Origin of the sequence: Bifidobacterium kimbladii (assembly GCF_032193675.1) — a bacterium.
Lineage (GTDB): Bacteria > Actinomycetota > Actinomycetes > Actinomycetales > Bifidobacteriaceae > Bombiscardovia > Bombiscardovia kimbladii.
On the sequence record NZ_JASTZZ010000006.1, the window covers coordinates 55,590 to 79,683 of the forward strand.

20 protein-coding genes are annotated in these 24,094 nt (G+C 63.3%); 15 read left to right on the forward strand and 5 right to left on the reverse strand.

Going from position 1 to position 24,094, the window contains the following annotated elements; translation table 11 throughout:
* The first annotated feature begins 255 nt into the window (after nucleotides 1–255).
* The 8 genes from QRX41_RS07765 (at nucleotide 256) to pknB (ending at nucleotide 10,221) form a co-directional block, all read left to right on the forward strand.
* Nucleotides 256–1,113: an LPXTG cell wall anchor domain-containing protein gene (locus QRX41_RS07765; RefSeq protein WP_313839803.1), complete on the forward strand. Its 858-nt coding sequence runs from the start codon at nucleotides 256–258 to the stop codon at nucleotides 1,111–1,113.
* A 199-nt stretch (nucleotides 1,114–1,312) separates the two neighbouring features.
* The gene (locus QRX41_RS07770) at nucleotides 1,313–2,017 is read left to right on the forward strand and encodes an FhaA domain-containing protein (RefSeq protein WP_015021121.1); all 705 of its coding nucleotides are present in this window, start codon (nucleotides 1,313–1,315) and stop codon (nucleotides 2,015–2,017) included.
* 36 nt (nucleotides 2,018–2,053) lie between these two features.
* On the forward strand, nucleotides 2,054–2,569 hold the full coding sequence (locus QRX41_RS07775; protein WP_372338672.1) for an FHA domain-containing protein FhaB/FipA: 516 nt from the start codon (nucleotides 2,054–2,056) through the stop codon (nucleotides 2,567–2,569).
* A 6-nt stretch (nucleotides 2,570–2,575) separates the two neighbouring features.
* Entirely contained in the window at nucleotides 2,576–4,126 is a 1,551-nt protein-coding gene (locus tag QRX41_RS07780) for a BofC C-terminal domain-containing protein (protein ID WP_313839805.1), read from the forward strand.
* A complete protein-coding gene (locus QRX41_RS07785) occupies nucleotides 4,123–5,613 on the forward strand; it encodes an FtsW/RodA/SpoVE family cell cycle protein (protein ID WP_045923791.1) in 1,491 nt (496 codons plus the stop codon). The genes QRX41_RS07780 and QRX41_RS07785 overlap by 4 nt, the downstream gene beginning before the upstream one ends.
* Nucleotides 5,610–7,073 (forward strand): peptidoglycan D,D-transpeptidase FtsI family protein, encoded by a 1,464-nt coding sequence (locus QRX41_RS07790; protein WP_144085855.1) that lies wholly within the window; start codon nucleotides 5,610–5,612, stop codon nucleotides 7,071–7,073. The genes QRX41_RS07785 and QRX41_RS07790 overlap by 4 nt, the downstream gene beginning before the upstream one ends.
* Nucleotides 7,070–8,062, forward strand: coding sequence for a serine/threonine-protein kinase (locus QRX41_RS07795; RefSeq protein WP_024627542.1), 993 nt, complete (start codon nucleotides 7,070–7,072; stop codon nucleotides 8,060–8,062). The genes QRX41_RS07790 and QRX41_RS07795 overlap by 4 nt, the downstream gene beginning before the upstream one ends.
* A complete protein-coding gene (pknB, locus tag QRX41_RS07800; protein ID WP_313839809.1) occupies nucleotides 8,059–10,221 on the forward strand; it encodes a Stk1 family PASTA domain-containing Ser/Thr kinase in 2,163 nt (720 codons plus the stop codon). The genes QRX41_RS07795 and pknB overlap by 4 nt, the downstream gene beginning before the upstream one ends.
* Nucleotides 10,222–10,460: 239 nt before the next feature.
* Here pknB and QRX41_RS07805 read toward each other — a convergent pair whose 3' ends face one another.
* Nucleotides 10,461–11,588 (reverse strand): class E sortase, encoded by a 1,128-nt coding sequence (locus tag QRX41_RS07805; RefSeq protein ID WP_313839810.1) that lies wholly within the window; start codon nucleotides 11,586–11,588, stop codon nucleotides 10,461–10,463.
* Nucleotides 11,589–12,341 (reverse strand): DUF881 domain-containing protein, encoded by a 753-nt coding sequence (locus QRX41_RS07810; protein WP_024627539.1) that lies wholly within the window; start codon nucleotides 12,339–12,341, stop codon nucleotides 11,589–11,591.
* A 90-nt stretch (nucleotides 12,342–12,431) separates the two neighbouring features.
* Between QRX41_RS07810 and crgA the strand changes: the two genes are divergently transcribed.
* Nucleotides 12,432–12,851: a cell division protein CrgA gene (gene crgA, locus QRX41_RS07815; protein WP_024627538.1), complete on the forward strand. Its 420-nt coding sequence runs from the start codon at nucleotides 12,432–12,434 to the stop codon at nucleotides 12,849–12,851.
* Nucleotides 12,852–13,252: 401 nt separating this feature from the next.
* Here the strand turns inward: crgA and QRX41_RS07820 are convergent, their stop codons facing one another.
* Complete coding sequence (locus tag QRX41_RS07820; RefSeq protein WP_232342027.1) at nucleotides 13,253–14,014, reverse strand: rhomboid family intramembrane serine protease; 762 nt, start codon at nucleotides 14,012–14,014, stop codon at nucleotides 13,253–13,255.
* A 154-nt stretch (nucleotides 14,015–14,168) separates the two neighbouring features.
* On the opposite strand from QRX41_RS07820, the gene QRX41_RS07825 reads away from it, so the two are divergent.
* Complete coding sequence (locus QRX41_RS07825; RefSeq protein ID WP_015021110.1) at nucleotides 14,169–14,399, forward strand: hypothetical protein; 231 nt, start codon at nucleotides 14,169–14,171, stop codon at nucleotides 14,397–14,399.
* 133 nt (nucleotides 14,400–14,532) lie between these two features.
* Entirely contained in the window at nucleotides 14,533–14,952 is a 420-nt protein-coding gene (locus QRX41_RS07830; RefSeq protein ID WP_313839811.1) for a sterol carrier family protein, read from the forward strand.
* A gap of 6 nt (nucleotides 14,953–14,958) precedes the next feature.
* Here QRX41_RS07830 and QRX41_RS07835 read toward each other — a convergent pair whose 3' ends face one another.
* Nucleotides 14,959–15,342, reverse strand: coding sequence for a DUF3073 domain-containing protein (locus tag QRX41_RS07835; RefSeq protein WP_024627535.1), 384 nt, complete (start codon nucleotides 15,340–15,342; stop codon nucleotides 14,959–14,961).
* 153 nt (nucleotides 15,343–15,495) lie between these two features.
* Here QRX41_RS07835 and trpS point away from each other — a divergent pair, with 153 nt between their 5' ends.
* On the forward strand, nucleotides 15,496–16,581 hold the full coding sequence (gene trpS / locus QRX41_RS07840) for a tryptophan--tRNA ligase (RefSeq protein ID WP_313839819.1): 1,086 nt from the start codon (nucleotides 15,496–15,498) through the stop codon (nucleotides 16,579–16,581).
* Here trpS and QRX41_RS07845 read toward each other — a convergent pair.
* The gene (locus tag QRX41_RS07845; protein WP_313839821.1) at nucleotides 16,578–18,353 is read right to left on the reverse strand and encodes a threonine/serine exporter family protein; all 1,776 of its coding nucleotides are present in this window, start codon (nucleotides 18,351–18,353) and stop codon (nucleotides 16,578–16,580) included. The genes trpS and QRX41_RS07845 overlap by 4 nt on opposite strands.
* A gap of 306 nt (nucleotides 18,354–18,659) precedes the next feature.
* Here QRX41_RS07845 and QRX41_RS07850 point away from each other — a divergent pair, with 306 nt between their 5' ends.
* The 3 genes from QRX41_RS07850 to QRX41_RS07860 all read left to right on the forward strand — a co-directional run.
* On the forward strand, nucleotides 18,660–21,419 hold the full coding sequence (locus QRX41_RS07850) for a phosphoenolpyruvate carboxylase (protein ID WP_313839814.1): 2,760 nt from the start codon (nucleotides 18,660–18,662) through the stop codon (nucleotides 21,417–21,419).
* 265 nt (nucleotides 21,420–21,684) lie between these two features.
* Entirely contained in the window at nucleotides 21,685–21,828 is a 144-nt protein-coding gene (locus QRX41_RS07855; RefSeq protein ID WP_313839815.1) for a hypothetical protein, read from the forward strand.
* A gap of 236 nt (nucleotides 21,829–22,064) precedes the next feature.
* Nucleotides 22,065–24,094: InlB B-repeat-containing protein (locus QRX41_RS07860; protein ID WP_313839822.1), on the forward strand; the 2,030-nt coding region annotated here is incomplete at its 3' end.

Sequence of the window (24,094 nt, forward strand, 5' to 3'; positions counted from 1 at the left end):
CAACTGCGAAGCGCCACCCAGCCCGCAGCAGACGTTAATCGTTCTACATGAGAAATTCTTATTGCCGAATATGGCCTATTCCCGGCCTTCGGCCGGCCGATGACCATTCCCTGCGGTAGAATAGTAGCGTGTTATCGCCAAAGACTGGTTGATGATGCCTGTTTCCCAGGGGTCGGGGTGTCAAGGCAGGACACCTCATGAATGTATCTGGGGAGCAACCGACAATAGAGAAAATAGAGGTAACCAATGAATATCATGGTTCGTATCAAACGCGCATGCGCAGTACTCGCTGCCGGCGCCACCCTGGCAGGCGGCCTGGCATTGCTGCCCACCGTGGCCCAGGCTGTGGAAAGCAAGAATGTCCAGACCAAGGCCGATAGCTACCAAATCATATTCCACGACCCCTATGGTCCTCGGGGGGATGAGGGGCAGGAGACGACAACCACTCTGCACACCGACACCAACGGCAAGCTGGATCCCAACACGATTCCAGAGCCTACATTGCCCGATCAGAATACGAAAGCTGATGGCTGGTCTATCAATGGATCTGGTGGCCCAGCTGATGACCCAAATTCACAAAAAATCGACTTCAACACCTATGTTTTCACCCAAGACGAGGATCTCTATCCTAACTTCGTCCAGATAAACCCCATCACTTACAACATCACTTTCATCACTATGAATCCGGAAGATATCGAAGAATCCACCGCGGACGTGATGCAAACCAATAGTGAGGGAAAGCTATCTGAGGAACCCACGGTTCACAACTTCGATGGTTACACCTTCGACGGTTGGTTTAACGAAAATGGCGGGTCCCGTTACGTCCCCGGTGGCACCTACAACGCAGACACTATTTTCAGGGCCAGGTACACCAAGGTGACCACTCCCAACGAGCCTAACAAGCCTGGTCAGACCGCTCCGGTTGACAACAACACCAAGCAGCCTGCCAAGGACAACAAGGCTCCCGCCAAGGATCCGGCTAAGAAGGACGCCAAGAACAACAACACTCTGGCTCAGACCGGCGCCGACGCCGTGGCTCCTCTGGCCATTGCCGCTGGCCTCTGCCTGGCCGCCGGCATCACCCTGGGTCTGCGTCGCAAGCTGGCTCTGTGAGCCTGCAGGCTTCGGCCTGACCCATGATGATTGAAGTTCAAAGGCCCCCTGGTCAATTGTGGCCACGGGGCCTTATTTATACCTGGCAGTCGCGGTCGTTCGAACCTGTTCATTGGAGAAATTGCAAGCATCCGACCGCCCATTACCCCCTTCCGGCAGGGTCACGTACTATGAAAGGGTTATATGGAAAGGGATGACTATGAGCGTTCTCGATCGTTTCGAGAAGAGCGTGGAAGGCGCCGTTAACGGTGTCTTCTCGAAGTTCGGCTCCAAGGACCTACAGCCCGTCGACCTGTCGAGCGCCCTCGAGCGTGAGATAGACTCACAGGCCATGCCCGTCGGTCGCGACCGCACCGTGGCGCCCAACGAGTATCGGTTCAGACTATCCACCCCAGACTTCGACCGCATCGAGCAGTGGGGTTCGGAGGCACTGGCCAACGAGCTGGCAGACAACCTGACCAAGTACGCCGAAAGCCAGCACTATGCCTTCGTCGGCCCGGTCGTGGTCATTTTCGAGGAGGACCTCAACCTGAACAAGGGCGACTTCCACCTGTCTGCCGAGTCGGTCCAGGGCAACGCGGCACCCGTCACCACACCCGAGGAGTCCAAGGACTGCCCGGTGCTGGAGATCAACGGCCGCCAGTACCTGCTGACCGCCCCCATCACCACCATCGGCCGCGGATCCTCCTGCGACATCGTCATCGACGACGCAGGCATCTCCCGCCGACACCTGCAGATCGAGATCACTGACAAGGGCGTGGTAGCCCGCGATCTGGGGTCCACCAACGGCACCTATGTAGAGGGACATCAGGTTCCCGCAGCCACCCTGCTGGACGGCAATACCATCACCATCGGCCGTACCCGCATCCTCTACTGGGCATCGTCGCAGGAACAGGATTCGTAAGTCGCCCAGACCTTGAAGTAAGGTCGAATCATTATGCTGACTGAACTGACATTCGCCATCCTCAAATACGGATTCCTGGCTCTGTTATGGGTATTCGTCTGGCTGGCCATCCGTTCACTCCGCAAAGACATCGAGACTTTCAGCCCCAAGACCTCTCATACCCGCCGACGCAGCGAACGCGCAGCCCAGCGCAAGCTTCCGGCGGCCGCCAGATCCGTGCCTATCGCCCCGGTCAGCAAGACAGAGCCTGCAAGTGACGACCCCTCTTTGTTGGTAGTCATTGACGGACCTCTGGCCGGCTCATCCACACCACTGTCCGGACGGCCAATTACCTTGGGACGCTCCTCCTCGAACACCCTGGTGCTGGACGACGAGTTCGTCTCAGGCCATCATGCGCGGGTCTACCAGGATCCTGCATCAGGCCGATGGGCCATCGAGGATCTGGGGTCCACCAACGGCACCGTCGTCTCGGGGCAGAAAATCACGGCGCCGACAATCCTACCGGCGGAGGTTCCCGTACGCATCGGTGCCACCACCTTCGAGTTGAGGTAGCCGCCCATGACCAGGAACGATGCGAGCCAAAAGCTGTTCCTCTACTCCACGGCGGTTTCAGACGTGGGGTACGTGCGCAGCAACAACCAGGATTCCGCCTTCGCCGGCGAGCGCCTGGTGGCCATGTGCGACGGCATGGGCGGCCACGCAGGTGGCGATACGGCCTCGACCATAGCCATCCGATCCCTGGCCCACATCGAACGAGACGACCGTGAGCAGGACGTACAGTCCCTGGCCCGGATGATGGAGACCTCGGTCATTGCGGCCCATGACGCCATCGTGGGCAAGGCCAAGCGCGAACACCGGCTGTCAGGCATGGGCACCACGGTCACGGCCCTGGCTCTGGCCGACGACTCCTGGGTGCTGGCCCATATCGGGGACTCCCGGGGCTACCTCCTGCGCGATGGCAAGCTGATCCGGATGACCCAGGACCACTCCTACGTGCAGCACCTGATCGACACCGGCCGCATCTCCCCGGCCGAAGCCCGCAACCACCCTCAGCGCAACGTGGTCATGCGGGTCCTGGGGGATTTCGACATCGACCCCCGTCCGGATATCTCCATCACCAAGGCCATGCCCGCAGACCGCTGGATGATCTGCTCGGACGGCCTCTGCGGTGTTCTGGAGGACTCGACCATCGCCGAGGTGCTGTCCACGGTCTCGGACCAGGCGGAGTGCGCCCAGCAGCTGGTCACCTTCGCCCTGAAGGCCGGCAGCACCGACAACGTGACCGTTGTCATCGCCGATGCCACGCTGGCCTTGGACGCCGACGCCTTTGACCTGCCCCATCAGACCCCTCTGGTCGGCGGCGCAGCCAGCTCCAACCTGGAGGCCCTGGCTGACATCCTGGATGAGCCCGTAGCGGCTGCACCGCGCCTGCGCGACCAGTCCCGGGAGTCCCCTGCCAAGCGTGCCGCCGATCTGACCCAGGACCGGGATACCGCCAAGCAGGAGGACAAGGACGAAGATGGCCGCACTGCCCAGCCCTCGGCGGCCCGCGAGGAGAGCGGCGAACGGCATGTGCCCGACACCAGCGAGATCCCCGTCGTCCGCAAGAAGGACGGCTCGGCCTCAGCCGACCCCTACGACCCCGACGTGGCTGACGCCATCCACAAGGAGCACCTGGAGCAGCGCAAGCGCCAGCGCTCCCGGCACCGGAGAATTCGACTGATCCTGGCCGGCATCATCACCCTGGTAATCCTTGCCCTGGCCGGAGGCACAGGCGCCGCCTATCGCTGGAGCCAGGAACAGTACTACCTGGGCACGGATCAGGGCCGTGTGGTCATCTACCAGGGTGTGCCCACCAAGGCCTTCGCCCTCTCGCTGTCCCACCCGGTGCAGACCACGGACATCGCCGTCAAGGGGCTGCCCCAGTCCTGGCGTGACCAGCTGGAAGAGGGCATCACCGTCTCCAGCATGGACGACGCCCAGGAGCACGCCAGCCTGATCCGCAAGGAGGCCGGCGACCTCAAGCGCGAGCGCGCCAAGACGGCTGCTTCCCCGTCAGCCTCGTCCTCGCCGTCGAAAACCAGCCAGGACGGGCGGCACTCGTCATGATCGCCATCCGTCTGCGCCGCATAGGCCTTCTGCTCTTCTCCCTGCTGGTAGGGTTCATCGGCTTCTTCCAGATGTTCGCCCGCTCGGCGGGCCGCTTCCCTGGAGACTACGCCGCCCTGCTGGCAGTCACCGCCGCCCTCTTCATCGCCCTCTGGGTCCTCTTGGAGATTTTCCAGCCTTATGGCAGCCAGGCCATCCTACCCAGCATCGTCATTCTGAGCTCACTGGGCATCACCCTGATCACCCGCATAGATCTGCGCAACGCCCGGATCGGCCAACCCACACGAGTGGGCTTCACCCAGCTGATCTGGCTGTGTCTGGCCCTGGTCCTGTGCGGACTGCTGGTGGTGCTGCTGCGGGACTACAGACTGCTGCGTCGCTTCTCCTATGTGAGCATGGTGGTGGGCCTGGTCCTGCTCCTGTCGCCCATGCTTCCCGGCATCGGCCGCGAGATCGGCGGCGCCCGCATCTGGATCGGCGTAGGGTCGCATACCCTGCAGCCCGGCGAATTCGCCAAGCTCTTCCTGGCCTTCTTCTTCGCCGCCTACCTGTTCGACCACCGAGACCAGCTGGCCGTGGGCGGCAAGAAGGTCCTGGGCATGCGGATGCCCCGAATCAAGGATCTGGGCCCCATCATCATCGTCTGGCTTATTTCGCTGGCCGTCCTGGTCATCCAGCATGACCTGGGCACCTCGCTGATGTACTTCGCCATGTTCGTCTCCATGCTCTATGTGGCCACCGGCCGCACCAGCTGGATCGCCATCGGCTCGGTCTTCTTCGTCATCGGGGCCGTGGCCGCCTCCATGATCTTCGCCCATGTGGGCGCCCGCGTGGACGCCTGGCTGCACCCCTTCAGCGACGCTGAGTTCAGCAAGGCCTTCGGCGGGTCCGGCCAGCTGGTGCGCGGCATCTTCGGCCTGGCCGCCGGCGGGCTGACCGGCACCGGCCTGGGCCAGGGACGCCCCTGGATCACCCCCCTGGCCAACTCCGACTTCATCTACACCTCGGTCGGCGAGGAGCTGGGGCTGAGCGGCCTGCTGGTGGTCCTGGCCCTCTACCTGGTCATCGTGGCCTCGGGCATGATCACGGCCATGAAGATCAAGGACGGCTTCGGCAAGCTCCTGGCCTCCGGCCTGGTCTTCACCATGGCCTTCCAGGTCTTCACCGTGGTGGGCGGCATCACCCTGGTGATCCCCCTGACCGGCCTGACCATGCCCTACATGGCGGCGGGCGGCTCCAGCCTGGTGGCCAACTGCATCCTGGCCGTCCTGCTGATCATCATCTCCAACGCGGCCAACAAGCCGGCGCCCGAGGTCAGCTCAGACACCTTCAAGTACGAGGCCCTGGCCGTCCTGCGCCAGCAGGAGACCAGCAAGCGCAGCGGACAGGACGACTCGGACCATAACGATTCGGACCAGGACGAGGAGACCGACCTGCCAGCCACCGGACGCATTCCTGCCCGCCAGGTGCGAGGAGGTGGACAGTGAACAAGGCCCTGCGTCAACTCTTCAACGCCGTCATCGTCCTCTTCGTCATCCTAGGGCTTTCCAGCTCCATCATCATGGTGATCCGGGCAGGAAGCCTGAACTCGGATCCGCGAAATCTGCGCGCCCTCTACCACGAATATGCGGCACCCAGGGGGGCCATCCTGACCTCGGACGGCGCCGTCATTGCCCAGTCCGACCCCATCAACGACTCCTTCCAGTACCAGCGGCACTACAACAAGGGGGCCGTCTACTCGCCCATCACCGGCTACTACTCCATCACCAGCCCGGCCGACCGGGGAATAGAAGCCTCGCGCGACCGCCTGCTGAGCGGCCAGTCGGACAGCCTGTGGATGGACCGGCTCAAGTCCCTCTTCACCGGCACCCAGAACAAGGGCGCATCCATCGAGACCTCCATCAATCCCGGCATGCAAGAGGCGGCCTATAACATGCTGGGCAACCTGTCCGGATCGGTGGTGGCCATCGAGCCCTCCACCGGCCGCATCCTGGCCATGGTCAGCACGCCGAGCTACAACCCCGGCGACCTGACCGCCCACGACAGCGGCGATGCCTCCCAGGCCTATCAGAAGCTGGCCTCCCGCTCAGATAACCCCATGCTCAATCGCGCCACCTCGCAGCTGTATCCGCCCGGGTCCACCTTCAAGGTGGTCGTGGCCGCCGCCGCCCTGGAGTCCGGCCAGTACCACCCCGACAGCCAGCTGCCGGCAGGAGCCTCATACACCCTGCCCGGCACCAACTACAACCTGACCAACGCCACAGCCACGGGCAACGGGGTCAACGGCAGGATCAGCATGGAGAACGCCCTGGCCTACTCCTCCAACACCGCCTTCGCCCAGCTGGGTGTCAGCCTGGGCGGCAAGACGCTGGCCGAGCAGGCCCGCAAGTTCGGCTACGGCTCCACCATCACCTTGGACGGGACCAACTCCACGGGCCGGCCCATGAAGGCTGTGGCCTCCAAGTTCCCCGAGGACCAGTCCCAGGACCGGCTCGCCCTGGCCTCCATCGGCCAGGGGGACACCCTGTCCACCCCCATGCAGGCGGCCATGACGGTCGCTGCCGTGGCCAACGGGGGCAAGCTCATGCAGCCGACCCTGGTTGACCGGGTGCGCTCCAGCGATCTGAGCGTCATCAGCGAAACCACGCCCTCGGTCTACTCGCAGGCCTTCTCCACGGACACCGCCAAGGCCCTGACCACCATGATGGATGCGGTGACCACCAAGAGCTACCCGGAGCTGGCCATCCCCGGCATGCAGGTGGCGGCCAAGTCCGGCACGGCCCAGATCGGCGCGGGCAATACGGCAAATGACGGGTGGATGGTAGGATTCGCCCCGGCCGATAACCCCAAGGTGGCTGTTGCCGTCGTGGTGCATGGCATCTCCTCCTATGGCATGGAGATCGCCGGGCCGATCATGAAACGCGTCATGCAGGAGGCTGCCAAGTGAAACTGGTACAGGGACAGCTCATCCATCGACGGTACCGTCTGGACCGCCGTCTGGCCCAAGGGGGCATGGGCGAGGTCTGGAAGGGCTACGACATCGAACTGGGCCGTGTGGTGGCCATCAAGGCCCTGCGCGAGGACCTGACCAACGAGGAGTCCAAGCTGCTGCGGCTGCGGGCCGAGGCGCACAATTCCGCCAACCTGGCCCACCCCAACATCGCCGCCCTCTTCGAGTACTACGAGCATGACGGCATCGGATTCCTGATCATGGAATACGTGCCCAGCCAATCCCTGGCAGACATCTACCGGGACCGGGGCGCTCTGGACCCCATCGAGCTGCTGCCCATCCTGATCCAGACGGCCCGGGGGCTCTACGTGGCCCACTCCCACGGTGTCATCCACCGGGACGTCAAGCCGGCCAACATCATGGTCTCCGACACCGGCGAGGTCAAGATCACCGACTTCGGGGTCTCATACTCCACCAACCAGGGGCAGATCACCCAGGATGGCATGGTGGTGGGCACGGCCCAGTACATCTCGCCCGAGCAGGCCCAGGGCCTTCAGGCCACCCCCCAGTCAGACATTTATTCCCTGGGCGTGGTGGCCTACGAGGGGCTCTGCGGGCACCGGCCCTTCACCGGCGCCACCCCGGTGGACATCGCCGCGGCACACGTCAACGACCCTGTGCCGCCGCTGCCCGACTCGGTGGACAACCAACTCATGAACTTCGTCATGTCCATGCTGGCCAAGGACCCGCGGGACCGCCCGGCGAATGCGCTGGTGGTCTCGCACACACTGGCCAGGATCGAGCAGCGGCTGCTGGATCAGCAGGTGGGCGAGACGGAGGTCATCAATCCACGCGCACCCATGCCTCGACGCATTATGAGCAGGCCGCACGCGGTAAAAGACATCTTCAGGCCCTTCTGGGGGCACTATGGAGAAGGAAGCGCACAGCGCGGCCTTGAAGCGACGAACGGAGGGGATACCCTATGAGCATCACACTGCCGCCGTCCCTAGCGGACGGACGATACCGTCTGGGACAGCTGATCGGACGCGGTGGCATGGCCGAGGTCCACAAGGCTGTGGACACGCGTCTGGGAAGGACCGTCGCGGTCAAGATCATGCGGTCCGATCTGGCCAACGACGAGGTCTTCCTATCGCGGTTCCGGCGTGAGGCCCACTCGGTCGCCCTGCTCAACAACCCCAACATCGTCTCCATCTACGACTCGGGCGAGGAGATACTGACCGACGACCAGGGCAACCATGAGCGGGTGCCCTACCTGGTCATGGAGTATGTTAAGGGCCAGACCCTGCGGTCCATCCTCAAGGAGAACGGCGCCCTGAGCCAGCGCGACAGCGAGCAGGTCATGCTGGGCATGCTGAGCGCCCTGGACTACTCCCACCACATGGGCGTCATCCACCGGGACATCAAGCCCGGCAACATCATGATCTCGGAGCAGGGCATCGTCAAGGTCATGGACTTCGGCATCGCCCGGGCCATGGACGACTCGGCCGCCACGATGACCCAGTCCCAGGGCGTGGTGGGCACGGCCCAGTACCTGAGCCCTGAGCAGGCCCGCGGCGAGAGCGTGGACATGCGCTCCGACCTCTACTCGGCCGGCTGCGTCCTCTACGAGATGCTGACCGGACGGCCGCCCTTCAACGGGGATTCGGCCGTGGCCATCGCCTACCAGCACGTCACCGAGGTGGCCACTCCGCCCAGCAGCATCGTGCCCGGCCTGCCGAAGATGTGGGACTCCATCTGCGCCAAGGCCATGGCCAAGGACCGGCAGAACCGGTATGCCACGGCCTCCGCCTTCAAGAGCGACATCCTGGCCTTCATGAACGGCGGAACCCCGGTGGCTGCCGCCTTCAACCCGCTGACGGACCTGGCCAACGTCAAGGCCCGCAAGGATGCCGAGCAGGGCACCGAAACGGCCACCATGCCGTTGACCGAAGAGGAGACGGCCGCCACCCAGGCCTTCAACCCAGTCCAGGATTCGCTCAACCCTGCTGCTACCACCGGCGTAGCCACAGCTGAGCGCACAGCCGCCAAGACGGCCCAGCAGAAGGCCAAAAAGCGCAAGAAGATCATCATCGGCGCCGTCCTGGGAACCCTGCTTCTGGTAGCCGCCGGACTGGGACTCTGGACGGTCGTGAACCGGAACCATCATCAGATGGCCGAGGTGCCCACCATCAACGCGCAGATGTCACGGATCCTCGCCCGCGAGAAGGTCACCGCCGCAGGCTTCCACTATCAGGAGAAGGAGGATCACGACTCGGCCGAGCCCAAGGGGACCTTCACCAAGCAAAGCCCCAAGGGCGGAAGCATGGCCCCCAGAGGCTCCACAGTGACCGTCTGGTTCTCCTCCGGGCCCAAGGACACAGCCATTCCCGACGTCAAGGGCATGAACCAGCAGGAGGCCCGCAGAACCCTGGAGAAGGCCGGATTCAAGGTCTCCCCAGCCGCTTCGGTGGAGGACAGCCAGGACGTGCCCAAGGACCATGTGACCCGTACGGATCCCGCCGCAGGCCAGAGTGTGGCCAAGGGAACCAGCATCCTGATCTACATCTCCTCGGGCATGACCAAGGTGCCTGATCTGTCTGGCAAGAGCAAGGACGACGCAACCAAGACCCTGCAGAGTCTGCACTTCAACATCACCATCCGCGAGCAGGCCTCCAACACCGTGGCCAAGGATATGGTCATCAGCACCGATCCGGCTGCCGGGTCCTCCGTCCAGCAGGGAGCCATGATCACGGTTACCGTCAGCAACGGCATGCAGTTGGGCAACTACATCGGTATGACCCTGGGCGAAGCCAAGCGCACCCTGGGCCAGGGGGTCAAGATCACGGTCAACGGCCCTGGCAACGACAACGCCGAGGTCACCGGCCAGGATCCTGCCGCAGGCGCCTCCTTCGACAAGTCCAAGGACACCATCACCCTGACCACAGCCATCCGCATCCCGCCCTTCTCACAGGGCGAGACCTTGGGCAGCTACCGGCAGAAGCTGACCAACAGCGGTGTCAGCGCCGACAGGATCACCTCCATCGGCAAGGACACGGACAAGGTGACCGCTGTAAACCCATCGGCGGGAAGCAGGGTGGACGACAACACACCCATCACGGTGACCACCATCAGCTCCGCCAACTGACCTGATATGGCCCCGGCGGGCACAGTCCTGCCGCCGGGGCCATATGTTGGGTCATATAAGGCCAGGCAGCATGAGTACGGGTGAAGTAGCGGCGCCTTTCAGACCATGGCCACCGTGGTGTCTTAGATAAACTAGGGCAATCACTTCCGGCAGTCGGCAAGATATGACATCAATAAGCGGCGGGGCCGCAGGATCACATTGGATCCTGCGGCCCCGCCGCTCTTCCTATGACGCCCAGGTCAGAAGGTGGAGTAGTTGGACATCTGACTGAGCATGGGCACGTTGCTGGCCAACCATGGGAAGCCCCATTCCATCAGGGCACAGACCAGAGCCAGCAGAAGCAGAATCAGCAGAAGCCATCGAATCGGGGCTATGCCGGACTGGTGCCGCAACAGCCAGCCGTAGAGGCTGATCATGGGCTGGGGCTTCTCGCCCTTGCGAATCTGCCGCAGCAGGGGGTAACGCCAGGCAGCCAGTGCCGCCAGGTAGATGATCAGATAGGCTGCTGCCAAAACCAGGAAGACCGGCTGCAGAGAACCCAGCCTGGCCATGACCGAGCCCTTGTCGTCTGCAAAGGCCACATTGCTGCCACGGTCGCCCAGCAGTTCCTTGGGCACGCCGTCGGACACCTTGGCCCAGTAGCCGAATTCGCCCCAGCTGATCCACCGATGGGTGGCCGTGGTGTACTTGGGCTCGCAGGTGGTCAGTGTGATCATGCGCCGATCAGGAGCGTCGTTGGGCGAATAAGGGTTGGGGGCGATGACGCTCACCTCTTCGGGCGAGACGATCTTGTAGCGGGTGTAGTGGTAGACGTACCAGTAATCCTTGGTGCGCAGGACGATGGCATCGCCCACTCGCAGCTCGTCCACATGGCCCAGCGGCTCACCATAGCCGGCACGGTGTCCGGCAATGGCCACGTTGCCCATCTCGCCCGGCATCTGCGTATTGGGGTAGTGCCCCAGTCCCGCGTAGGCCAGCTCCCGGGGCGACGTGCCCTGAACCACATTGCGCTCCCAATGCTGTCCAAACCGAGGAATGTAGGCCTGGGCCATCAGTTCACCCTCGGCGGCCTGCTTGGGCTGCACCGGCGGCGCCCCCTTCTGAGGCTTGGCCACCTTGCGGGAGTCGCCCGATCCCGGGTTGCTCCAGGAGGTCGAGGCCCGGGCCTGCAACTGCTGATGCTCGGACTGCACGCCGGTCCACCAGAGCTGCCAGACCACGTAGAGGGCGCAAATGACGGCCAGGGTAATCAGCAGCTCCCCTACGATTTCCGCAATGCCCACCAGCCAAGTTCGCCGCTTATCCGCCGGCTTATCCGCCGGTTTATCGACCGACGTCCTGTCGTTCTCCGAGTCCTCTGTCGTCATTTACCGTGCCTTCTCATCTAGCGATGCGTACTGGAGTGGCTGCAGGACAGCCGTCGTCTCAGGGAATTTCAGATTGTCCGAAGATTCGACATTCCATCCCAGACCTACCGTATTCACGTACTCCTTGTAAATGCGGATGGATGGCGAAGCATTCAGGGACTTGGTCATCCGGTCGACTGGTCCTATGGCTGAAATCTTATATGGCGGCGAGTACTTTCGGCCGTGCAGCAGCAGCACATTGCCCACGCATCGCACGGCCGTGGTGGGCAGCACCCGCTGATCCTGGATCCGCATGGACTCGGCTCCCCCGGCCCAAAGCGCGTTGACCACGCTCTCCACATCCTGCTGGTGGATGACGTAATCATTGATGTTGGCCGTCGACCCGTCGGACCCCACCTTCTGCTGCCAGAGCGGGGAATCGTTGAGGGTCACCGTCAGCCCCGGCCCCTGGACGGCCTTGAGCACCGTGCCCGAGCCAGGATCCTCGCGGGACTGGTCCGAGCTGCCCTTGTCGTCGGTAAGGGTCTTCAGCGCGTTGATCTGCGAGCTCATGTCATTGATGTCCTTGCGCAGCTCGGCAGCCTTGTTCTGGCGCTCCTCCACCAGCCCGGCCGTGTCCGAGGTGACCGTGACCGTCCTGTTGACACGGATGTTGGTGGTCAGCATGTACCCGACCAGGGCCAGCACCACAGCCACGGACACTGTGCCGACCAGGGACCTGTGCGCACCGTGCCGTCCCGTCCGTCTGGTCATAGGCATACCCTCATCCTCGTCTGCGATAGTATTACGTTCGAGTCTAACCGCTACTATGGCTTAGTAGATCTACTGAAGGAGAATAACCTCATGGCAGAGCATCAACTCCATGATGACGAGGACCAGGCGGTGGACGAGGCCAAGACCGCTGACACTGGCGAGGACGCCGAGGACGAGGAGTACGGCCTGTCCATGGACAAGGTGGAGGCTGTGCTCAACCAGAACGTTGACAAAAAGCACATGACCCCGCAGATGCGCCGCATCGTGCAGCGTCAGGAGGAGAACACCCGCCGCGTGGAGGACACCATCAAGAGCACCAAGGCCAATCCACGTTGGTTCGTGCCTCTCTTCGTCACGCTGATGGTGGTGGGCCTGATCTGGATCGTGGTTTACTACATCGCCTCCACCCGGGGCAATGTCTTCCCCATCCCCGGCATCGGCAACTGGAACCTGGCCGTGGGCTTCGGCATTCTGCTGGTCGGCTTCCTCATGACCATGTGGTGGCACTGATCCAGCCACAGTGTTCTTCAGGGACCCCGCAACCGTCCAGACACGGCTGTGGGGTTCTTTGTATACTGCCTATAACCGTCCACACCTGAACGTTATGCATGTGTGGATTCAAGCCTCCAGCTCCACCTATTTCATCCACCGTTGTCAGACTCAAGCCACAGTTATCCACAATCGCCCGAATTCCTCGTGGACTTCCTAGAACACTCGTCCACAACCCTACTGCTGATTGGGTTCTGCCTTCACTTATCCACTTTTTGCCGGTATATATGCACCAGTTCTGGATACTTATTCCCAGGTTATCCACACGATTGTCAACAAATGTGGATAGATGACATCCATGTCATTTACCGATAACGAGACCCAAAGCGGAGACGAGATAGTCGGCAGCCAGATGCTGATTTTCAGCGCATGGGGTTGGCCATGTTGCAGCCCAGAGCCAACAGGACCAGGGCCGCCAGGAAGATCAGCGTGGGCAACAGCCAGGAGAGCAGGCCATGCACCCGCGAGCCAGGCCGGCCCATGTGCAGCAGGGCCAGCATGAAGAGGCCGCCGACTATGAATCCGCCCACATGGTCCTGCCAGGCGATGCCGGGCACAAACAGGGGCATGCAGAAGTTGATGGCCATCCAGACCACCATGGAAACGATGTCGATCCCCAGACGGCGGTAGACCACCAGGATGGCGGCGAAGAGCCCGAAGAGCGCGCCCGAGGCCCCGATGGCCGACGTGCCCCATCCATTGGGCGCCAGGACCGCATAGACCATCAGCCCCAGGTCTCCGCCCAGCCCGCTGATCAGATAGAGGGCCAGAAAACGCCCATGCCCTATCAGGTTTTCCAGCACCGGCCCCACAACCCAGAGGGTGATCATGTTGAAGAGGATGTGCGAGACATTGGTGGCGTGCAGAAATATGTTGGTCACGAACATCCAGGGCTCATGAATGGCCGTAATCGGCACGAAGGCCCAGTAGCCCAGCAAAAGCCGCTGGTAGCGAAGCGGAGCCAGCAGGTACAGGGCCATCTGGATGACCCAGGCCACTATGCAGATCAGGGTGATGGCTATGGTCACCACCGGAGCATGGTCACCCCAGTGCCGCCGGATCCAGCCCAGCGGCCCCCGACCGTTCCCTCCGCCTGCGAAACCGGTGCCCATGCCATTGACCATGAACCTTACCTTACCTGACCATCCGGCCCGGGGTGTGCGGTTTCCGTGCCGCAATGGCACCGATGCGCCCCACAGTTCGCCGCTTTCTACTAGGATGTTGACTAGGTCGGTCGAAGTGGGCAGGACCGACGAAAGTCGTCGAAAGGAGCCAAACATGGAGAATTCATCTTCAAACGGCTGGAAGTTCTTTGCACTGCTCTTCGGCACGCTGCTGGCCGGCGTTGTCGCTCTGTTCGTATACAAGCAGCAGAACCCGGATTACGATCCCTGGGAGGAGCCGTGGGAGAACAGCTCATCGCCAGTCGACCTGGGCCTGGCCAAGGATGAGGAGGACAAGGGATCCGAGGACCCCGAGACCCCTCTGCAAGCGGGCGCACAGGCCTGACCGTTCCGGTCGGGAAGGAATCCGACCCAGCGTCAAAGACGTGAGGGCAACGGGTTCCTTTTTTCATGCCTGAATTCGGCCTGACTGCAGCCTGCTGGACACGCCTGTTGGGGCGGCGCGTCACAATGGAGCCATGAGTGCCATACGGGAAGCAGACATGGAAGAAGGCCGCCGGGATTTTCTGGCCTGGCGCGATACGGCCAAGGAGGCCGCAAATAATCTGGGCCCGGAGGGCGACCGGCTGACAGTGGCTCCGCAAACAGACAGGCGCAGCAAGGCCATGGCTGTCCGCTATTCCCTGCACATGCTGGAGATCAAGGCCCCCGGCCCCGGCGTAGAGGTCAGGGTGGCGCCTTGGGGGGCCGTCAAGATTCTGGACGGGCCGGCATCCGACCCGCATAACCTGACCCCGCCCGACGTCATCGAACTGGACCCGGATGTCTGGCTGCGGCTGGCCGCCGGCGTCACCAGCTGGAGCGAAGAAGCCGCCGCCGGGCATATCAGCGCCGTGGGCGAGCGAGACGATCTGCACGAGCTGCTGCCGCTGGTATGAGGCCGGCTACTTGCTCGCGGACCCCTTGGCTGCGGTCTTCTTGTCCTTGTGGTGTTTGAGCGCGCTTGGCACGGGAATAGGTATGCGCTTGTGGGGCTTGGGCGTGGCCGGCATCTCGCCAGAGGTGGCCTTGGCAGCAGCCTCGGCGGCCCACCGGGCGTAATCGTCCAGATCATCGTCCGTGGAATCCTCGGGGTCCTGGCCCCCCGATTTGCGCGAATCCGGTTTGGAGTACTCCTCTTCAACCATTTTGAAGGGATCCTTGCCCCTGGTTCCGGGTTCCTTGCTGCTGAGCTCTTTGGCCAGCTCGTCGTAATCCGTGTCCGTTGTCAGATATTTGAGCTTCCGGGCTATTTTCGTCTGCTTAGCCTTCTGACGTCCGCGGCCCATCCGACCCCCTTCGCCAGGTAACGTGCACTTAGGCAACTTGAATGTGAATTTGCATCATTTATGAGAGTACCACCTGAGCATCTTGTCGGCTCGGACTTTTACCATAAAAGCAATTCCCAGAACGACATTCGGCACGACGGCAAGGGTGGGACCATGCAGGGAGAAGTCACAGCGGCAGGCAACGAGATCAGCGACAGCTTCAGAGCCGCCAAGCATCGGTCCGACCAGGTGCTGGCCGAGCTGGACAAGAATCCGAGCCGCTACACCATGCTGACCGGCGACCGCCCGACCGGCAGGCTCCACCTGGGCCATTACTTCGGGTCCATCCGCGAGCGCGTCCAGATGCAGAATCGCGGCGTGCACACCAACATCGTCATCGCCGACTACCAGGTCATCACCGACCGGGACACCACCGAGCACATCCGCGACAACGTGCTCAACCTGGTGCTAGACTATCTGGCTGCGGGCATCGACCCCAGGAAGACCATGATCTTCACCCATTCGTCCACCCCGGCGGAGAACCAGCTGCTGCTGCCCTTCCTCTCCCTGGTGACCGAGGCCGAGCTTCACCGCAACCCCACCGTCAAGGCCGAGATGGAGGCCAGCGGCCACGCCCTGACCGGCCTGCTGCTGACCTACCCGGTCCACCAGGCCTGCGACATACTCTTCTGCAAGGCCAACGTCGTGCCCATCGGCAAGGACAACCTGCCGCATGTGGAGCTGACCCGGACCATCGCCCGCCGCTTCGACGAGCGTTACCCCGGCCAGGCCCCGGTCTTCCCCGAACCTGATGCCATCCTGTCCGACACCCCTGAGATTCCGGGTCTGGACGGACGCAAGATGAGCAAGTCCTACGGCAACTCCATCATGCTGGGAGCCACCGCCGAGGAGACGGCCAAGCTGATCCGCAAGTCGCCCACCGACTCCGAGCGCAGGATCACCTTCGACCCTGTCAACCGCCCCCAGGTCTCCGCCCTGCTGACCACAGCCGGCCTGGTGACCGACCGGAAGCCCGAGGACATCGCTGAGGAGATCGGCGATGCCGGCTCGGGCGCCCTCAAGGCCTACGTGACCAAGTCGGTCAACGAGTTCCTGGCGCCCCACCGCGAGCGTCGGGCCGAGCTGGCCAAGGACATGGACACCGTGCGCGACATCCTGGTCGAGGGCAACAAGCGCGCCAATCAGATAGCCGAGGAGACCCTTGATCAGGTCCGCTCGGCCATGGGCATGCGCTACTAGACGTCGTACCGCCAGGAGCGGTCGGTCAGCACCCGGGCCGTGACCAGGCCGATGGGCAGGCAGATGATGACCATGAAGGCCCGGAAGGCCCAGTCCAGGGCGTTGAGCGTATTGAACTGCCCCAGGTAGAACATGGCCCGGTACATATACAGGCCGGGCACCATGATGACGATGGAGGGCACGGTCAGGCTGATTCTTGGATAGCCCAGGTGGGGCGGCAGCAGGCCGTGACGGACCGAGGAGCGCCAGACCGTGGCCAGCATGCCGGCCAGGAAGGCGCCCAGGAAGGCGGCCATCTCCGGGGGGACATGGAAGATGTCCTGCATCTCCAGGCGCATCGTGTCGGTCAGAGCGCCGATGACGGCGGCCACCAGGGCCATGCGCTGGGGTGAGTTGAAGAGGACCGAGAAGCCCCAGACCCCGCAGAAGGCCGCAATCAAACGCAGGCCGGCCATCAGCCAGGGACTCAGGTTCATGGGTTCAAAGCCCTGGGGGTTGAGCATGACCATCCGCGCCACGGCCCATCCGCCCAGCGTGGCCACCAGGATGATCGAGAAGGCGTAGGTGATGCGCTGCACCCCAGACGGGAAGTCAAGCTTGGCGATGTCCAGGCCGCCGGTGACCAGGGGGAAGCCAGGAATAACGAAGAGGATGGCGCCGATATAAGCCGTGTCGTGCTTGAGGGCCACCGGGTCGAAGATGCCCACCAGTCTCAGCGTGCCGACGCAGGCCAGGGCGGCGATGATGACCGCCACCCCGGTGGCGAAGAACTGGTTGATCCGCCTGCCCAGCATCTGACGGCGCACCCACTGGCCTATGCCAGCGCCGACGAAGGCTCCGGCCATGTCATAGGGGCCGCCGCCCAGCAGGAAGACGAAGGCTGCGCAGGCCACGGCCGAGGCGAAGCCCGAGAAGAGGGGCGAATAGAGGGGTTTGCGTCGCTCGATCAGATCCAGGCGTTCGTGCGCCTGACGGACTGTGATGCCGCCCGTTGCCTGCGGCTCCGGGGACGCGGACTTGTCAGAGGAGGCAGGCCGCCCAGCCTCAGAGCCGCGGCCTTGGCTGGTTGCAGACGATCCGGTGGCTGCAGAACCGGCGGCGCTCGAATCCGAATCCTCGGCCACGCCGTCGGCAGAAGCGGAAGCAGAGACAGAAGCAGCCTTGGAATCCTTGGAGCCTTTGGAATCCTCCGACCGAGGCGTGGAGCCTACGGTGCCCAGTCCGGCGGCCGTTCTGGTGTCTATGGCCGCCGCATCGATCCGGTTCTGGCTGATCTCGTCCTCGTTGTGTACGGCGGTGGCCACCGCATCCTTGAGCGCCTTGGCCGCATCCTGGTCCTGGGCCAGCACCTCCTTGACCGCCTTGCGGGCCGCCGCGTAGACGTTCGGCTCGTCCAGGTTGTCCACCAGCTCCCGGGAGACCACCGTCATGGCGTGGTAGGTCCCCGCCTGCCCGCACTTGACGCTGAGCCAGTCCGCGAAGTGCTCCAGCAGCCAGATCCGCTCGGTGTTGACCCCGGTGGTGGGCAGGTCCACCACCTCGGTGATCCGAGACACGCCATCCGTGCAGGTGGCCTCGATGTCGGTCAGGTTCACGTCGGCCCGCACATGCACGCCCATGGGATAGGCAATCCTATGCATCATCTCGCGCACGCGGAAGCTTCCCGTGCCGGCCCCCAGCTCCAGCATGCCCACCCGCACAATCAGGCTGGTCTTGGCCGCGATGCAGGCCTCGACGATGGGCTTGTCGTAATCGCGTTCAATGTCCTCCATGTCCAGCGGAATGGAGTGGGTGTGGTACTTGCTTACCCGTCTGACCTCGGCTGCGGTCCTGCCGCGATAGCCGTCCTTGGAACTCCTGCTCTTGAATTTCACACCCACATTCATACTCCACCCGGGTCACGTGCCCTTGCACCGCCGCACGGGACCATGAAACGTATTCGACCCTAAAGCGTCCTAGAATGGGCCGCGAGCCATCGAACCGAAGGCTGTGGGCCTGCAACGCCGACCACCAATAACCGCGGAGGAGCCGTGGAATGGTCGAAGACCGGGCAACCTGCGATTCGACAAGGAGGACTGATGACAGATAGTAATCAGCAAATCACGGCTGCCGATGCGACCCTGGTCACATCCGGCACCGGGACCAAGGGGCCGGAGGAACGCAAGCTGCCTCAATCGTTGGATGAGGACATGGCCCTGTGCCTGCGGCTGCTCAGGGATGCGTTGGGGGAATTCGATCAACAGCTGCTCAAGCGCTTCGACTCCCTGCGCGAGGACGTGATGACGGCCAGCGCCGAGCACTTCAACCGCCACCCCTCGGACCCCGTGCCCGACGAGGACGGCCTGTCCAAGGCCGTGGCCCTGATCGACGACACCTCGGTCAAGGATTCCCAGCTGCTGGCCCGCGCCCTGACCACCTACTTCCACCTGGCCAACCTCTGCGAGGAGAACTACCGGGTGAAGGTCCTGCATGAGCGCGAGGGCAAGGTGGACCTGAAGGTCAAGGGCACCGACCCCATCAACGAGATGACCAGCGCCTACAGCCAGCTGCTTCAGGAGATGGGCCCGGCCAAGGCCTCGGAGCTGTTGGAGAAGCTGGAGTTCCACCCCGTCTTCACCGCCCACCCCACCGAGGCGCGGCGCAAGGCCGTGGAGGGCAAGATCCGGCGCATCGCCAACCTGCTGGCCGTTCGCCGCGGTCTGGGCGGTTCCGAGCTGGAGGAGAACGAGCGTCTGCTGCACAACGAGATCGACGCCCTCTTCCGCACCTCGCCCATCGCAGCCAAGAAGCCGACGCCCGTCGAGGAAGCCAACACCATTCTGGACATCTTCGACGCCACGCTCTTCGAGACCATTCCCAAGGTCTACCGCCGCTTCGACGACTGGATGCTGGGCAAGAAGGCCGGCATGGTCAAGCCCGTCTGCCCTGCCTTCTTCCACCCGGGCAGCTGGATCGGCTCCGACCGCGACGGCAACCCCAATGTGACCGCCAAAGTCTCGCGCAAGGTGGCGCGCAAGTTCTCGGACCACATGCTCAAGGCTCTGGTCAAGGCCACCACCACCGTGGGCCGCAACATGACCATGGAGGTGACCACCACGCCCCCCAGCCCCGAGCTGAGGAGCCTGTGGAGCCACCAGAAGGAGATGAGCGAGCGCCTGACCGACCGGGCCACCACCATCTCGCACAACGAGCTGCACCGGGCCGTGGTCCTGGTCATCGCCGACCGTCTGCAGGCCACCATCCAGCGTGACGCCGACCTCATGTATGCCGACTGCGACGACTTCATCGCCGACCTGCGCGTGGTCCAGGACTCCCTGGCCAAGGCGGGCGCGGCCCGTCAGGCCTACGGCCCCCTGCAGGATCTGATCTGGCAGGCCCAGACCTTCGGCTTCCACATGGTCGAGATGGAGTTCCGCCAGCACTCCCTGGTCCACGCCCGCGCCCTGGAGGACATCCGCGAGCACGGCCTGCACGGCGAGCGCGGCGAGCTGCAGCCCATGACCCACGAGGTGCTCGACACCTTCCGGGCCCTGGGAGCCATCCAGAAGCGCAACGGCCAGAAGGCCGCCCGCCGCTACATTATCTCCTTCACCAAGTCGGCGCAGAACGTCAAGGACGTCTACGAGCTCAACCGGCTGGCCTTCGAGCATGCCGAGGACGTGCCGGTCATCGACGTGATCCCCCTGTTCGAACAGCTGGAGGACCTGCAGAACTCGGTGGACGTGCTGGAGGAGATCATCAAGATCCCCGAGGTCCAGGCCCGGCTCAAGGAGACGGGCAACAAGATGGAGGTCATGCTGGGCTACTCCGACTCCTCCAAGGATGCCGGCCCCGTCTCGGCGACCCTGGCCCTGCACTCCGCCCAGGAGCGCATCGCCAAGTGGGCCGAGAGCCATGGCATCGACCTGACCCTCTTCCATGGACGCGGCGGCGCCGTAGGCCGTGGCGGCGGCCCTGCCAACCGTGCTGTGCTGGCCCAGCCTGTGGGCTCGGTCAACTGCCGGTTCAAGCTGACCGAACAGGGCGAGGTCATCTTCGCCCGCTACGGCAACCCGGTCCTGGCCATCCGCCACATCGAGTCCGTGGCCGCGGCCACCCTGCTCCAGTCCGCGCCCAGCGTGGAGGAGCGCAACACCACCATGACCGAGAAGTACGCGGACATGGCCGACAAGCTGGACCAGGCCGCCCACGAGCGCTTCCTGGACCTGCTGCACACGCCGGACTTCGCCCCCTGGTTCTCCATCGTGACGCCCCTGAACGAGATAGGCCTGCTGCCCATCGGCTCCCGGCCGGCCAAGCGCGGTCTGGGCGCCAAGTCCCTGGACGATCTGCGTACCATACCCTGGGTCTTCTCCTGGGCGCAGGCCCGCATCAACCTGGCCGCCTGGTACGGCCTGGGCACCGCCTGCGAGAAGTTCGGCGACCTGGAGACCCTGCGTCAGGCCTACGAGGAGTGGCCGCTCTTCAGCACCTTCATCGACAACATCGAGATGAGCCTGGCCAAGACCGACGAACGCATCGCAAAGATGTACCTCTCCCTGGGCGACCGGGACGACCTGAGCCAGAAGGTCCTCTCGGAGATGGAGCTGACCCGCAAGTGGGTTCTGCAGATCGTGGGCGACGAGTGGCCCCTGCAGCACCGCCACGTGCTGGGCCAGGCCATCCGGATCCGCTCCCCATATGTGGATGCCCTGTCGGTGACCCAGGTGCGTGCCCTGCGGGCCCTGCGTCGTCGCAACGACAAGGAGGAACTCAGCAAGAGCCAACAGGCCGACTTCATCTACCTGATCCTCTGCACCGTTTCGGGAGTCGCCGCCGGCCTGCAGAACACCGGCTGATCCCCGCTTGACGGTTTAAGGATGAGGCCCCGTTCTCTTTGCGGATAGCAGGAGGCGGGGCCTCGCCGTATCCAAGTGCCTTTGATGTGATCGTGTGTTGTTTTCTGACTGGGTGGTAGGGTGAAAAGCGGGGGATGTCGAGAAGACGACCGGCTTACGCCATTGGCTCTTGCGATTTGATGCGGAGCTGGCGCTGTCAGGTAGGACTTTGAATAGGCAAGCGGTGTTGGTTCCGCTTGGTGTTTGGTGAAGGGGTTTTGGTTTCATGCATCTGGTTTCCCGTCTGCGTCGCATCACGGCGATGATGACCGTCCTGCTGGGACTGCTGGCAGGCCTGGGCGTCGCATCCGCCCAGGCGGACGCTCCCATACTCACCGGGGGGGGGGGGGTCGTCAGACCCCTCGCGTAGCTGACGGAACCTCCGGCATTCTCCCCAGCAACGCACCAGAAACTCCACTGCCCACACCATCACCAATACAAACCACCACACCATTAAGTCCCACATCGGGCACCCCATCACCGACGACGACAACACCTAGCAACACGGACACCACACCGGCTCAATCAGCCGAACAAGCAGACAATCAAGCTACGCACACGGTGCGCTTCGACCCGGCCAACGGCAGCAAACCCACCCTGTCAACCATGCAAACCGGTACTCTCGCCGCTCCCCCGGAAAAGAACCCTATGCGTGAGGGCTTCCGGTTCAACGGGTGGATGCTTGACGGCCAGCCCTTCGACTTCCAGGCTCCCATCCTCCAGGACACGACCCTGAAAGCCCGGTGGACCAAGACCACGGACTGGACGATGAGCCCGGATCATGGGCCCGCCTCCGGAGCCCGGCTAACCATCAGCCCGTCCAGTCGACAGGAACCCTGCTACATCGGCATCCAAGCCGCAGGAAACCAGGTTGTGGGCCTGACCGGCGACGGCCGCATCTACACATGGACGAAAGACAGCACGCCAAAACAGGTTCCCTCACCCACCCAGGCTCTCGATGGGTTCCGCTACCTGCAGGCCGCGTCCGGCAGCGGATGGCAGGCGGCGCTCGGATCCGACCAGCGGATCTACACCTGGAACAACCGGCAGGTCACACCCACCACCCTCGACACCGGCCGCAACACCAGGTTCACCAGCATCAGCATCAACGATGACCGGTTGCTGGCAGTAGACCAGCAGGGCAAGGTCCACGCCTTCCAAGCCAGCCAGAAAGACACTCAGAACACGAGCCCGAAGCCCGAAGAACAGGAAACAACCAGCCTGCCCGGACAGGCGCAGGCCGTCCTTGCCGTCGCCTCCGACAGCCGAATCCTCATCGTGGACGCTGACGGGCAAGCCTGGACCTGGAACGCAAGCAAGACCAGGCAAGCCAAGCCCGCACGCGTCAAGCAGGACCCGGGCATACGCACCTTCCAAGCCCAACCCCTCAGCAAAGGATTCCTTCTCTTGGATTCAAAGGGACAGCTCTGGTACCTGGTCGACAGCACAATCAGTCCCACAGCCGCCGGCCTGCCGGAGGGCGTGCAGACCAGCAGAATCACCGCCAACAAGGACCAGGCCATGATCGTCGACAAGGACGGCCACGTCTGGGTCTGGAAGGCCGGCGAAGCACCCAAGCGCGTGGACGACGGGAACCAGCGGTACATGCAGGCCGCCGAAGCCGATGGCAGGATCACCGCCATCGACCGGCGAGGCGACATGTTCACGTGGAACCTAGACCCTCAAAACAATCCGGGCAAGTCAGCCAGACTCGACACCGTACAGGCACCAACCCTGGAATCAGCCAACATGGACGACCAGCCGCTCAAACTCAGCAGGAACAATGGCTCATGGCAGGCGGACATGCCCGCCCATAAGCCGGGACCAGCCGCCATCACGATCACTGGCAGGCAGGACGGCCAGCCTTTCACCAGGAGCCTCAAGTACACGGTCGACCAGCCGCTGACCAGAGACGCCGAACCACGATCCACGCTCACGGTCCACTTCGACACGGGAGGCGGGAACCCCGAACCAGGAGACCAGACTGTCTCCACCCCGAACGGCAGGGTGAAGCGCCCCTCCCCCGACCCGGCGCGTGAAGGCTTCCTGTTCGACGGATGGTTCATAGGCGAGGTCGCCTACGATTTCAGCAAGCCCGTCACCAAGGACCTGACCCTGACCGCCCACTGGTCGTCCGCAGGCCGGACCAGCATGTGGAGCATCAGCCCCGACAAGGGCAGCCAGTTGGGCAGGGAATCCACCACCATCACCCCGCCAGACAATGCCAGCCGGGGCATCAGGTTCAGCCAGATCAGCGGATCAATGAACAACAGTGGTACTTCCTACGGTTTTTCCTTGGCGGTGGGCAGCGACGGCAACGCCTACGCATGGGGACCCAACAATAGTGGCCAGCTCGGCAACGGTACAACCAGTTACAACGCCCAGACTACGCCGGTCAGGGTGAAGACGCCCGACCGCAGCACGTACCCGGACCTGCCCAAGGACTTCACCTACCTGCAGGTCAGCGCCGGATTGGTTCATTCGCTGGCCCTGGGCAGCGACGGCAACGCCTACGCCTGGGGAAGCAACAGCGTTGGCCAGCTCGGCGACGAGACGACCACCGACCGGCATACGCCGGTCCGGGTGAAGACGCCCGACCGCAACACGTACCCGGACCTGCCCAAGGACTTCACCTA